Genomic DNA, 13,041 nt, shown 5'->3' with positions numbered 1-13,041 from the left:
GCGGATTTGAATGGTGCGAATGTGATTGCGCTTTTGGGGGCTGCTGTAAACCAGCCTAGAGGTTCGTGGTTGGCTTGCCAACTGCAGGGCTACCGAAAGCCCGCCTTGTACTGCGAAGCAGTCAGGGTCGGGTAGTTTACGCCCGTTTTCTCACTCTATTCGCCTTTCAAATTTCTTCTAAGATGCGAAACTGCACATGGTTAATGGCCAGCTCCCCAATTGAGGCTTGGTCGGTGTTGATCGTCTCGAAAGGGATCCCTTTGGCGATCTCGGCATGGGTCCAGGGCAAGCCCATGAAGTAGCGCTGCGAATAGGGGCGCTCCCCCCGATCGTCGGGGTTCGACTCCATCGGCACCCAACCCCAGCCGGGCAGATAAAACTCAATCCACACGTGGTTGTACTGGGGAAACAGCGGGATCCCTTTCAGTTCTGGATGGGGAGGACATTTGTAGCGCCCCACCGTGCGGCAAGGGATCCCATTGAGGCGGGCCAAAGCCAACAGCACCCCCACATATTCACCACAAGAACCGGAGCCACGCCGCAAAACCTCATCCGGCGGATCGATGCGAGAGGTGACCCGGTAGGAGAGCTTGTCGTAAACATAGGCCCGGATATTGAGCATTTTGCGCAGCAAGTTGGTCTCGCTGCCAACGGCCAGCCGCGCTGCCTCTCGGACAATCGAGGTGTCCATGGCCAGGTAGTCATCGTCCGCCAAGTAGCGATCCCGCAGCTCCCTGGGCAAAACGGCAGCCTCTACATCCAGTGGATCGATGCAGTACTTGATACTGTAGAGATCCAGCACCGCCCGCCAGCCAAACAAGCGCACCTCATGGGCCCCCAGGGATCCCAGCGAAAACACCGCCACCTGTTGGCCAGATTGCTCTTCCACTTCAAACGGCAGACCTACCCAGTGCAGGCTGCGCACCCGTTGGCGAAGGCTGTTGCAGGGCAAGGCAATTCGCCAGACCAAATCGGGCAGGAAGCGCGGCTCTTCTTGGGCAATTTCTTCCACATAGGTCAGCTCCACCCGATAGCCGTGGGAGAGGGTGTAGGTGGCGCGTTCCCCCAGACACTGGGGCTGAAAAACTACCGGACAGGCAATGGGGGAATCCTCGGCCTCGGTTCCACTGCCGCCAGAGGGGTCGGGGGAGCTAGGGGGATCCAAAGGCCGCAGGCGTAGGGGGGCCACCCAGGTTTTATCGCGCAGGGCCACCGACAAGGGATCTGGAGCGTTGGGGTTGTCGTGGATATAGGCTTCTTCGTGGGCGTAGGCTACCCAGAGTTGCCCCCGCCAGTAGGCCAAGCCTGTCGGCCCAGGAGAAGGGGTGAGGATGCGGGCCAATTCTCGCCCGGTCTGGCGCTCCAGTACATAGATCGTCTCTTCCACCCGATCACTCACCCAGAGGTAGTCTCCCTGCACCGCAATGTGTTCTCGGCCAACCCCAGGGGCAGGCATCTCCTGCACGATGAGACCACGGCTGGGATCCAGTTGCAGGATTTTTCCCCGTTTGTAGCAGGTGGCATAGAGGTAGCGGTTTCCCGTGTGGGGATCGATCCAGAGGGCGATCCCTTCGATGGGGCAGGGGCAGCTACACACTGGAAAGGCTTCCAGGGATCCCGGTTGCTGCAGAGCGGACATGGGAATGCGCAAGATTTGCCCCTCTTGCTCCCGACTGAGCCAAATCCACGCTTGATCCCCTTCTGACTCTACCCACAAACCGTAAGCGCCTTGGAAAGAATGGACATGATGGGGATTGAGCAGCAGGGTGTTGTGCTCTTGAATTTCCACCAAATAGCCCCTCACCCGATCCAAGCCCAACAGGCGATCTCCCCAGGTGGCCAAACCTTCCAAAGCAACCAGCCCCAGAGGTTGCAGAGGGGCCACAGTTCCCTGTTGCCGCCCAGATGGAGGCCACCAAGCAGGCTGGGATCCTCTTGCCGTGGAACCTAGATTTTTCAGAGCACCCAGATCATTTGCCGGATGGATGGCAACCATGAAGGCTTCCTTGCCTATGGATGAAGTTGACATGCTGGCGCGATCTGCACCAAGGCGGTACGACTGTCCAATATTTACTATTTACTGTCCAACATTATTATGATGCGCCTCTTTTCAACCCCACACCCAAGGCTTCTCGACCGATGTATCCCTGCTAGTCTTGCCAGGACTGGAGAATGTTACGATGATGGCGGCTTTTTGGCCAGCAAGATAGAGCAGCGGTGGGGAGTGGTAGGGGATGGAGTTGGCCTTGGCAATTGGCGGCCTGGTGGCAGGGATCCTGGCCGGGGTGCTGGGCATTGGCGGTGGCGTGATCCTGGTGCCCTTACAGGTCAGCTTGGGGATCCCACCGGTTCAAGCTGCAGCCACCAGCAATCTTTCCATTGTTATGACCTCGATTGCGGGCAGCATCCAAAACTGGCGGATGGGCATGCTTGATTTGAAACGGGTGATCCTGCTGGGGATCCCAGCGTTGCTTACGGCTCAAGTAGGAGCAATTATCGCCAGTCGCCTTCCCAGCTATCTGCTGTTGGCAGCGTTTGGAGTGTTGCTGCTGGCCAACACTTACCTGGTGCAACTCAACAAAAAGGTGGTTATCCAGGCCCAAGAATTGGGGGCTGACGTCAGCGGTGCCGAGCACCTCAGCGGAACGGAGTCCTCAGGGCAGATGTCTCCCTGGTTAGCCCGCGCCCTGACCGGCGGCACTGCCGGTTTGTTGGCCGGGCTGTTTGGCATCGGCGGTGGGGTGATCCTGGTGCCAATGCAGATCCTGCTGCTGAAAGAGACAATCAAAGTGGCGATTCAGACCAGTCTGGGGGCCATTGTGATCACAGCAGTTGCTGCCACTGCCAGCCATGCGGGCCTCAGCGATTGGATCTGGAATGGCCTGGGGTTCGGGGACGGCACCATCCACCAAAATGTGCTCTGGATCCCAGGTTTAATCTTGGGCACAGGGGGGTTAATCGGTGTACAGATTAGCACACGCACCCTGCCCAAATTGCCCGATGAAACCGTCAGTCTGTTGTTTCGGGGCTTTCTGACCATCCTTTCTCTCTACATTTTTTGGCAAGCTTGGCAAAGCTACCGAGCCCTGTGAAGTGATCCTGGTCTGCCCCAGTGCTCGGGACAGCAGTCCTGGTTCCAAGCTACGGTCATTTGGATTTAAACTGGGACACTGAACTCAAACCCAAAATGTTGCATGCACTGATCCAGAAGGCTTTTCAAGGACTCCGTCCCGCTGGCGCGATCAGCAGCCCAGGCGTCTCACCCTAACCTGAAATGACTCTATCGGGTGTCGCTCCCAGCTTTCGGGCCTGATGACTCAGATGGATTCAACGGTTTGAAAGACTTGGCTACGCTGGACGCGCTTTCCCCTCAGAGGGCAGGGCTTTTGCTACTTGGGATAGATCCCCTTGTTTGCAGAGGTCATGCACAGGGTAGCTGCCGAAGAGCTTCAAGGTTTCAGCAATTGATTCCAGCGCCGCAACCACCTCGGCATCCAAATAGGGTTGGCCGATAGGGTTCTCCAAATCGACAAAAAAGACATACGTCCCTGCCGATTTTTTAGTGGGGCGCGACTCAATGCGAGACATATTCAGGCCTCGCTCCGCAAACACTTGCAGAGGTTTCAGCAGCGCTCCCGGCACGTTGTGGGGGAGGCTGAAGGCTAAGGAAGTATGGGATCCCCCCGGAGAAGCAGGATCGGCAGAGGTTTCACCCTGTTGACCGGAACGCGAGAGCGGCGCACGGCCAATAACCCAAAAGCGAGTGCAATTGTCGGGGTGATCGTTGATCGGGCAGGCCAAGACCGGCAGTTGGTAGAGGGTGGCAGCTCGTTCTGAGGCGATGACGGCAGCGCTGGGCTGCTCCTGCAGGCGATCCAATTCTTCGGTGGTCGAGCGGGTTGGGATCAAAGTGGCCTGGGGCAGATGGGATCTCAGCCAAGCCTGACATTGGGCCAAAGCTTGCGGGTGGGAGTAGACCTGCTCAATTTGCTCCAACCGCGAGGCACGTCCGATGAGGGCATGGCGAATGGGCAGGATCAGCGCCTGCCGAATCCCTAGCCCCTCCAGTTGCCAGAGGGCGTCTAAGGTCATCGAGACCCCCCCCTCCACCGAGTTTTCCACCGGCACCACCGCCCATTGTTGCTGGCCGGCAGCTACCGCCTCTAGACAGGCGCTGATCGTTGGATAAGGCACTAAGGGGTGGGATCCCTGGCTGTGCAGGTGAGGCTGCTCAGGGCAGGCCAGCAGAGCTGCTAACTCTGTGTAGGTTCCAGCAGGGCCGAGGAAGGCCACTGGCGAAGGGGAAACGTTCGCGCTAGCGGAGCGCAGCTCCATCAGAGCCATTCCTTCAATTGTCGCTAGGGGCCAGTTCTAACTCTATCGCCTCGACGTCGCGCAGCAGCAAAGGACATTCAGGTTCTGGGCAACGGGGATTGGCCGCCACCTTGTCCATGGCCTTCACCACCTCCAACCGGATCAGCCTCTGCAACTCCTGATCCGCTTGAATGGCTTCTAAAGTTCGGAGAGAGCCGTGAAAACTGGTGGCGTATCGAGGCTGGAGGTTGTTCAAAGCCAGGGCGGCAGCATCGTTACAGAATTTCTCGCAGAAGCAGTAGCGCTGTTGACTCTCCATCAGCAGGATTTCATTGACCATCTCCAGAACAGCCCGTTCCATTTGATTTTCCAGGCTCTTCAGAGGCTTATGTTGCTCCGCCATCGCTACCTCCCAATGGGAACCGAATCCGCCGCCAAGTCACTGTTTTCAGTGATCAGGAGTGCCCTCGATTACCTTCGATGCTGCTCTACTCTCTGTTGACACGTCAAGTCAAGCCCTCTGCTGCCGACGCGAACAGCCTCTGGCCCGCTCCTATCCGTGCTTGAGGCAATCCAATCTGTCGTGTCAGGCATCATCAAAACCCAGAGAATTAACCAACACTCTTGGCAGACGGGCAGAAAGTCCACACAGCAACTCATAGGAAATAGTACCCAACTGATCGGCCCAATCCTGCACAGATAAACCCGCATTTGCCAGATTGGGGCCCAGCAGCTCCACCACATCCCCCACCTGGATATCCGGCCTCTCGGTTACATCCCACATACATTGATCCATCGTGATTGTGCCCACCTGTTGGATCAAGCCGCCGCGCACCCATCCTCGCAGCCAGCCGGAAAGCCGCCGTGGGATCCCATCCGCATAGCCGATGGCCAGAGTGGCAATGCGACTGGGGCGAGAGGTGATGTAGCGATGCCCATAGCTCACGCCAGTTTGAGCAGGCACAGTTTGGATGTGGGACAGCCGCGCCTTGAGCCGCAGAATTGGCTGCAGACCTGGCACCGGCAAGTGAGGGGCAGGGGACAGGCCATAGAGGACCAACCCCAAACGCACACGGGAGTAGTGGAGATGGGTTAAAGCACCGGCTGAGTTATCCAGATGCAGCGCCGGCAAGGGATCCCCGGCTTGACGGATCTGTTCCACCACCTGGGCAAAGCGGGCGTGCTGCTGTTCCATGACCGGAGAATGGGGCTCGTCCGCCGTCGCCAGATGGGAAAACAAGCTACAGCCTTCCAGCTCCGGGATCCGACAAATCTGCCCCCACACGGCTGCAGCTTCCTTCCAGGGGATCCCCAAACGGGTCATACCCGTATCCACATTGACATGCACCGGGATGGGTCGCCCGGCCCAACGGGCTACCTGGCGCATCAGCGGGATTTGGTCTGTGCAGGTGAGGCTGACCTCCAGCCGGGCTGCCATGGCCTGCTGTAGCTCCGCCCAAGTATTCAAAGCTCCCAACACCAGAACCGGAGCCTGCAGCCCCGTTTGCCGCAACTCGATCCCTTCGGCCAGGGTGGCCACACATAGCCCCTTGGCCCCAGCCGCAACAGCCACGGGAGCCACCAACTGCGCCCCATGCCCGTAGGCATTGGCCTTCACCACCGCCCAGATCTCGACGTTTGAGCCTAGGCGCCTCTGCAACAGCCGCAGGTTTTCTCGCAGCTGGGCTGCGTCAATTTCCACCCAAGCCCGACTGGTCAACAGCTCCAGGTCAATCGCGCAATCCAGCTCCGCCGAGGGATTTGCCCTCTGGGATCCCTCTCTCCAAGTATTGCCCTGCACTCCCAGAGCAGCTGCTCTCAAAGTGCCCTGCGCCGCCGGCGCGACCGGTTCTCGATTCACCGTTCACCCCCCACACCCAAAACCCGTCCTGATTAGATTTAGGTTTAGCGCAAAGTCCACTCCGGCGCCATCCACAGCAACGGCACGTCTGGGATCCCAACAGCCTCGTTGCTCTCCAACAGCCGGCCCAGCCAAGCGGCTTGCCTTTGCGAGGACAGTCCTTGGCTTAACAGGCGTCGCAGTACTCGTTGGAAGCCCTCTCCCTCACCCGCCGGCGACAAAGAGGGATCCCCGGTCATGCGCCGCAGATCCTCCACCGCCTCCGTGTACCCCCCCAAAGCATCCACCAAGCCCACCTCCACAGCTTGCGCCCCGGTGAAGATGCGTCCATCGGCCAATTGTCGCACCCGGTCTTCATCCAAGCTCTGCCGTCGCGCGATCATCTCTGCTTCCAGCACCTCATCTGCCTTTTCTGGCAAGTGCTGGCGTCCTTGGGCCACATCGCGAATGAACTGCTCGAGGGTATCCTCCACCAAGTTTTGCAGAAGGCGCTGCTCTTGAGGAGTGGCACTGCGGAAAGGAGAGAGAAGGTCTTTGTACTCGCCGGTTTTGAAGGTCTGCGGCTCTATGCCGTAGTTCTCCAGCAGCTTACCAAAGCTGAGGCCGCTGATGATAGCCCCTATGCTGCCGGTCAGGGTGCCGGGGTTGGCATAGATTTTGTCGGCAGCGCTGGCCACGTAGTACCCCCCACTGGCAGCAATGTTTTCTAGGATAGCGATCACCGGCTTGTCCGCCTCGTGCAGAGCAGTTACGGCACGGTAGAGTTCCTGGCTGGATCCCACAGCTCCGCCGGGACTGTTGATGCGCAGCAATACAGCCTTGACAGAGGGATCCCGTGCTGCCTCCCGCAACTGTTCCACAGGAGAAGTGGGCAGGCCTACCAAAGTCGAACCCCCTGGGCCGCCTATCGTTCCTTCCAGGGTGACCACCTCGATGCGCTCCGCCCCCCGTGCAGCCTCTAGGCCAACCCCGCCTCGGGTAGGCTCTGGGGCAGGGCGCGTGCCCCCGACAATGGCCGCAATAAGGCAGACGACCAGCAAAGAAGCCGCCAAAATGCGGTTAAGCTGAGTTTCTTGTGTCACAGGCCCCTCAATTGCCACTGACTCCGTTCTACCACCCCGCGGGCTTCCTGGGATGCCGGGCAACAAAAGGCTGAGGGCCGAGCAAACCCCACTGTTGCTTCCCCCCGGTTGAGCCATCCAAACTATTGACAAGGATCCTCCCCTTATCTAGTATGGGATCCCAGCACTTTTTACCAATAAGGCAGCTTCTACAGGCTGCAGGTGTAGAATGGAATAGAAAGTTGGATCCTTGAGCGGATTCTGACCTGAAGCAAAGTAAATCGGGGCTTTAGCTCAGTTGGTAGAGCACTTCAATGGCATTGAAGGGGTCAGCGGTTCAAGTCCGCTAAGCTCCATTGATTGTGAGTTGGTTATGATCCAACAGCATCCAAAGCCTGGAGAGTTTCCGGCAGGCCAGGGTTCTGGGACTCTTCAACCCTGGAACCTGCGAAGCTCACCAAGACGGTTAGCCCCGGCGAATTGACAGGCCAAAGGTTCGCCAGCAAGAACCAGGAGCAAAAAAACAGCAGTGGAACAAGGGATCCCCAGCCTTTCCCACAATTCACACCGATGGTGATATCGCTCCGTTCCAATCCAATGTCTTCGACCCAGCAATCTGTGGCCTCGTGGGAAACAGGCAAGGCATAGCGGCAAACCCGGTCATGGTTGCCCCTCCCCCTGACGGCGGATCAAGAAGCGGATTTCCTGAAGGAGAACCTCAAAGCGTTGATCCGATTCAGCCTGCCGCTGCCTCAATTCTCTCAGCTCCTGCCGCAATTCTCGCACTTCCTGCCTTAACTCCAGGACGACTTCGGCGAGACGCCCTGAAAGGGTCTGCAAGGCAAGCTGAGCATCGGTAACCTGGGCAACTGTATTGGCCACCCTGGTCACAGCTTCGGCCAACTGGACAAACCGCGTCTCAATTTCCTCATTGGTCATGGCCGGGTGTGTCTTGGTTGGCTAATAATTAGCTCATTCTACCCTGCACGGTATGGAGTGTCACTGATACATTTACGCTGAGCACTGCTGAACATCACTGTTCAACTATGCAGCGATAGCATTCTGTTTGTTTCCATTCGCGTTAGCGGGACGGAGTCCAAACAGAATGGCGGTATCCCGCAAAGCTTTGAGTAGAATACCCAAAGCGCAGTTTCCGTGTCGTCTTACTACCAATTTTCTGCTTTGCTTTGGCTACCATGTTGGCAGACTCGAAAGTAAACAGAAAGATCAACTGGTAGTAATCCGTACTGAACATATTATACATTATTTTCAGTATAGTTGAGCTTATTATTGACTAGAGTCATGCTCTCTGAGAATGGGCCGCAATTTTGAGGAAAAACCGGCTGGCCAACGGGGGTTATCAACCCAGGGATCCCCCATTCGCGCAAGTCAGCTGGCCAGCGCTATGAGGGTGGTGTAAATCCCTTGGAGGGACGCAGTGGCCTGGCTCCAGAGGATGTGGGTTAACGACCACCTATCCAGACCCATGGCCCCGCACAACAGCAGCAGATACAGGTTGGCAAACGTGAAGAGCGAGGCCGCCCGATCTCGGTCGCAGGGATCCTGCAGCAACTGCACCGCCTTCCAAACCAAGAGGGATCCCAGCAGCGCCGCCGCGCTCAGATAAAAGGATCCCAGCATCCCTAAGGGGTAAACCAGCAACAGACTGACCGGAACCATCAGCAGCGCGTAGAGCAAAATCTGCGCGGCAGTGATCCTTTCGCCCGCTACCACCGGCAGCATCGGCACCCCGGCACGGGCATAGTCTTCCCGCTTCAGAATGGCCAAAGCCCAGAAGTGGGGTGGAGTCCACAAAAAGATGATGGCGAACATCACCCACGCGGCCCAGCTGAGCTCGCCTGTGGTTGCTGCCCAGCCCACCAAAGGTGGGATCGCTCCTGCCGCTCCACCGATGACAATATTTTGCGTGCTGGAACGCTTCAGCCAGTGGGTATAGACCCCCACATACACCAGGATCCCCGACATGGCCAAACCGGCAGCCAGCAGGTTGGTGAAAATAGCCAACAACCCAAAGGCAGCCAAAGCCAGGATCCCCGAAAAAATCAGAGCATCCCGCGCCCGGATTCGACCGGAAGGCAGGGGACGATGGCGGGTTCGCTCCATCATCCGATCGATATCGGTGTCATACACCATGTTGATGACGTTGGCTGCCGCCGCCGCTATTCCTCCCCCCAAAAGGGTGATGAAAAACCTGAACGGGTCGGTGTTGCCTGCCATCCACATGGCCCCAGCCGTCGTCATCAGCAAGAGGGCGATGATCTTGGGCTTCACCAACTGGCTGTAGCCGCGCAAAACCTGGACAAGCGCCTGGCGCTCGCACCCCAGAGCACATGGGCTCTGCTCAGAGGGGATCCCCCCCATCGGGTTCTGGTAGGAAGCCTGACGGTCGACTAAAACGCTATCTTGCATGAAATTCACTCACCAGTCATTTCTGCGGTCATGGCCATCCACTGGCCTTCTTCCCCCTGGGTTCGCATTCGCCAGGCCAGCACCGTAAAACCCAGCAGACAGGCCAGCAAAGCTGCCCCCATCATCTGATGGGCCACCGTTAGGGGTTCTACCTGCAGCCGGTAATGATAGGTCAAAACACCGATCCCCACCTGGGCCAACAGCAGGCCAACAGACCCATGGCCCAAGAACTTGAGAAGGCGGGGGATCCGCTTGCGCCGCAGCCCGGTGGCCACCGCTACCGCCAACACCCCAAGGGTGGCCGGAGCAACCCCCAGCAAGTGGCTATTCATCACCCAGCACAGCTCGCCGGCAGCAAAGCATTGATGCAAAGCCCATTGGGAGGCCACCAAGGCGCCCAGAAGGCTCTGGACATACACCAGCAGCACCGCCCCCAAGCCCAGCCAAGGCAAGTAGCTGACGGAAAATGGCCCTTCACCCAGTCGCAGCGGCAGGATGGAGTCCTTAGAACCGGCTCTTGTCCAGATCAGTAATCCCAGGGTGAGCAAAGTGGCAAAAAACAGCAGGCCCGTGCCCAAGTGGGCTGTCACAATGTCAAAGCGCAGCAGCTCCGTGACCGTCAGCCCGCCCAGGATCCCTTGCGTCAAGACCAGAACAAAAGCCCAGCTCAAACCCCAGGGCAGCCAAGTGGGCAATGCCTGACGCTTCAGCCAAGCAAACCCCATCAGAACCAGCGTAGCCAAGCCTACCCCAGAAGCCACCATGCGGTGAAACCATTCCAAAAAGACTTGTAGGTTCATCTGCTGGCTGGGCACAATTGCCCCGTAGCAAAGGGGCCAATCTGGACAGGACAGCCCAGCATTCATGACGCGGGTGGCACTGCCTAACCCCATCAGCAGCCAAGTGGCCAATGCTAACCCCAGTAGAGCTTGTCCCATACGCAGGGAAAGCTTGTCTGAGAGCACAGGATTCCGCTGGGAAGAAGGTTGGGATTGATGAAAGATCGAAGAATCCATTGCAGTTGAAGGCATAGCAAAGACTGGGCTGACGGCTCGAGCATCTGCACTGAAAAAGAGGCTGGGCTAAAAAAGCCTAGCCGGCTTGGTATCAGGCCATCTGGAAACAAAGACGCAGGTTACTCGCTGACTATTCCTCGAAGCCAATCCTAAATGCGGTTTTGTGGCTGGCGAAGGCTTTTTAAGAATTTCTTTCTCGGCGCACAGGTGTTCCGAATCCTAGGCACCTCTGGGAAGTCAAGCCAGCAGACCAATCCTTTTCCCCCTGGGAGAGGGGTCGCGGCAGCGGCGCGAAGCGTTTGGGCGGCAGCGGGAGTGTCTCAATCTCGTTTGGAATGACTACAATGCCTGAGCGCCAGAGGAAACCGATCAGCCAACTCCTCAACGACCAAAGAGGTTAGCTGCCAAAGTCCTTCCCACTGGCTCTGGTCGTGAAGATGAGGTAGCCGGGGGGTCATCAGCCCCAATAGGCTCAGGAGATAAGGGATCCTTATCATCGCCGCTGCAAGGGGCTATGGTGTTCAACCCAAGAAGATTGAAAAAAGGCTATCCCTGGGCAGAAGCTGGCCCGGAAATCGGTCTGCCAGGCCTGTAGCCACTAGCGAATGTACTGGGCCAAAGCCCGCGAAGAATAGCCCACCCGCAATTTGCGCAGGGCATCCCGCTCGATCTGACGAATCCGTTCCCGCGTTAGGTTGAAGTGATCCCCCACCTCCCGCAGGGTTCTCGCCTGTTGCCCGTCTAACCCATAGCGCAACTCCAGCACTTGCCTCTCAATCGGCTTCAGGGTTTGCATGGCAGAACGCACATCCTGCTGCATCGATTGCACGAGGATCCCTTGAAAGGGCTGCTCTTGCCGCTCATCTTGCAGCAAATCTCCAAGGCGGCTTTCTCCTTCCTGGCCGACCGGCACATCCAGCGACAGGGGCAAAGCAGCAGCCTGTTGGATCATGCGCAGTTTCTTGACTTTAATGCCCAAGGCTTCTGCCAGCTCCGCTTCGGTGGGCCGCCTCCCCTGCAGCTTCATCAGCTCGCGGTTGGTGCGCTTGAGCAGGCGTACTTTGTCGACCATGTGTACCGGCAGGCGAATCGTCCGCGCTTGGTTGGCAATGCAGCGGGTAATGCCTTGGCGAATCCACCAATGGGCGTAGGTGCTGAAGCGAAACCCCCGTTCGGCGTTGAATTTTTCGGTGGCCCGGATCAACCCGATATTGCCCTCTTGGATCAGATCCAAAAACGGCACCCCCCGATTGAGGTATTTCTTGGCAACGCTGACCACCAGGCGCAGGTTGGCGTTGATCAGCTTGCGCTGAGCCTGCTCCCCTTGTCGGATGCGGGAGCGTAGGGTGGATACGGAAATCTGCAGGGCCTCGGCCAAAGCCTCGTCACTGGGATCCTCCCCCCGCTGTTGCCGCCATTCCTGCCGGGCTTGGTCGATGAGGAGCTTTTGCTGAATTTTGCGCGACAACTCGATTTCCTCAGCGTGATCGATGCGGGGCACGCGACCGATGGTATTCAGGTAGTGATCGACAGGGTCTTCATTCAACCGGGATCCGCCGGCCCCTGGCTCTGAGTCAACTTCTGCGAGGTCGTCTTGAGGGGCAGACTCGGGGTCGAACCAGAGATCGTCGAACTCCTGAGGCGAAGAGACAGAGTGTTCAGGATGAGGACGAGAAAAAACCACAGCCAGGTGAGGAGAGAACTTCATCTCCCAGTCTAAAAAGGTTTCTGCTGCTGCTGCGAGCGAAAATCGATCATGCCCCTCTTTTTTGTCCGGAGATTTTTCCGCTTGGATGCGGGAACAGCAGGGGTCCCGTCCGCCAAGTCTTTGCAGGCAAGGGGTCGCTCGCCAAAAAGCGGTAAGCGATTTTCGATCTAGACCTTGAGATAAGATTGTTCCTGAGCCAGTCAGCTCAACGGCTGCCGGGTGGGATCCCAGGAAAAGGGAACCTTGCCAGCTCAGGCTACCATGTGAGGATCCCTCAACTTCCTCAGTCTGGAAAAGAAAAAGAATATTTACGGCTTTCTGCTCCTATGGAGTCTAACGACCGGCACCATCCATCGGCCAACTTGATTGGGGAGCGGGTGCGCTGGGTACGGGAGAAGCTGCAACTCACCCAAGATCAACTGGCGGGTCGCTTGGCCAAGTACGGTGTGCAGTTGGACTACGTCAAAATTGGCCAGGTGGAAAAGGGAAAACGGCGCGTCATTGACAAGGAACTGGTGGCCTTTGCCAAGGCGTTGGGGGTATCGGTCACTTGGCTGCTGAGCGGAGATGAATCCCACCTGTAGCGGCCTGCGGGAAAGTACATCCGATACAGGGATCCCGAACAAAAGGACGTGAAGATACTTAAATACC

At 57.7% G+C, this 13,041-nt stretch carries 11 protein-coding genes, 1 tRNA gene and 1 pseudogene; 4 read left to right on the top strand and 9 right to left on the bottom strand.

Annotation, left to right across the window (positions count from 1 at the left end; all coding sequences use genetic code 11):
• A pseudogene (locus ACVWZF_RS09810) lies at positions 1-135 on the top strand (RNA-guided endonuclease TnpB family protein); the annotation flags it as partial.
• 31 nt (positions 136-166) lie between these two features.
• On the opposite strand, the gene ACVWZF_RS09805 reads toward ACVWZF_RS09810, so the two are convergent.
• Positions 167-1,885 carry a transglutaminase domain-containing protein gene (locus ACVWZF_RS09805; protein WP_457411349.1) on the bottom strand — a complete coding sequence of 573 codons (1,719 nt, stop codon included), beginning with the start codon at positions 1,883-1,885 and terminating at the stop codon, positions 167-169.
• A 349-nt stretch (positions 1,886-2,234) separates the two neighbouring features.
• Between ACVWZF_RS09805 and ACVWZF_RS09800 the strand changes: the two genes are divergently transcribed.
• The gene (locus ACVWZF_RS09800; RefSeq protein ID WP_414390440.1) at positions 2,235-3,092 is read left to right on the top strand and encodes a sulfite exporter TauE/SafE family protein; all 858 of its coding nucleotides are present in this window, start codon (positions 2,235-2,237) and stop codon (positions 3,090-3,092) included.
• A gap of 256 nt (positions 3,093-3,348) precedes the next feature.
• Here ACVWZF_RS09800 and pheA read toward each other — a convergent pair whose 3' ends face one another.
• From pheA to sppA, 4 genes are all read right to left on the bottom strand, one after another.
• Positions 3,349-4,335 (bottom strand): prephenate dehydratase, encoded by a 987-nt coding sequence (pheA, locus tag ACVWZF_RS09795; protein ID WP_457402280.1) that lies wholly within the window; start codon positions 4,333-4,335, stop codon positions 3,349-3,351.
• Between the two features lie 13 nt (positions 4,336-4,348).
• Positions 4,349-4,717 (bottom strand): late competence development ComFB family protein, encoded by a 369-nt coding sequence (locus tag ACVWZF_RS09790; protein WP_011432299.1) that lies wholly within the window; start codon positions 4,715-4,717, stop codon positions 4,349-4,351.
• A gap of 183 nt (positions 4,718-4,900) precedes the next feature.
• A complete protein-coding gene (alr, locus tag ACVWZF_RS09785) occupies positions 4,901-6,175 on the bottom strand; it encodes an alanine racemase (RefSeq protein WP_011432300.1) in 1,275 nt (424 codons plus the stop codon).
• 44 nt (positions 6,176-6,219) lie between these two features.
• Positions 6,220-7,257 carry a signal peptide peptidase SppA gene (gene sppA, locus ACVWZF_RS09780; protein ID WP_041437123.1) on the bottom strand — a complete coding sequence of 346 codons (1,038 nt, stop codon included), beginning with the start codon at positions 7,255-7,257 and terminating at the stop codon, positions 6,220-6,222.
• Positions 7,258-7,519: 262 nt separating this feature from the next.
• On the opposite strand from sppA, the gene ACVWZF_RS09775 reads away from it, so the two are divergent.
• Positions 7,520-7,592, top strand: a tRNA-Ala gene (locus ACVWZF_RS09775).
• A gap of 304 nt (positions 7,593-7,896) precedes the next feature.
• Here ACVWZF_RS09775 and ACVWZF_RS09770 read toward each other — a convergent pair.
• From ACVWZF_RS09770 to ACVWZF_RS09755, 4 genes are all read right to left on the bottom strand, one after another.
• A complete protein-coding gene (locus ACVWZF_RS09770; RefSeq protein WP_011432303.1) occupies positions 7,897-8,175 on the bottom strand; it encodes a hypothetical protein in 279 nt (92 codons plus the stop codon).
• 450 nt (positions 8,176-8,625) lie between these two features.
• Positions 8,626-9,618: a heme o synthase gene (locus ACVWZF_RS09765; protein WP_457411353.1), complete on the bottom strand. Its 993-nt coding sequence runs from the start codon at positions 9,616-9,618 to the stop codon at positions 8,626-8,628.
• Positions 9,619-9,671: 53 nt separating this feature from the next.
• The gene (locus ACVWZF_RS09760) at positions 9,672-10,604 is read right to left on the bottom strand and encodes a COX15/CtaA family protein (RefSeq protein WP_202943708.1); all 933 of its coding nucleotides are present in this window, start codon (positions 10,602-10,604) and stop codon (positions 9,672-9,674) included.
• A gap of 676 nt (positions 10,605-11,280) precedes the next feature.
• On the bottom strand, positions 11,281-12,390 hold the full coding sequence (locus ACVWZF_RS09755) for an RpoD/SigA family RNA polymerase sigma factor (RefSeq protein WP_238376879.1): 1,110 nt from the start codon (positions 12,388-12,390) through the stop codon (positions 11,281-11,283).
• A 326-nt stretch (positions 12,391-12,716) separates the two neighbouring features.
• On the opposite strand from ACVWZF_RS09755, the gene ACVWZF_RS09750 reads away from it, so the two are divergent.
• Positions 12,717-12,974 (top strand): helix-turn-helix domain-containing protein, encoded by a 258-nt coding sequence (locus ACVWZF_RS09750; RefSeq protein ID WP_041436246.1) that lies wholly within the window; start codon positions 12,717-12,719, stop codon positions 12,972-12,974.
• The last annotated feature ends 67 nt before the right edge of the window (positions 12,975-13,041 follow it).

The organism is Thermostichus sp. OS-CIW-30 (assembly GCF_054060215.1).
Note: the sequence above shows the minus strand (reverse complement) of the source record. Positions and strands in the feature narration are given on the sequence as shown.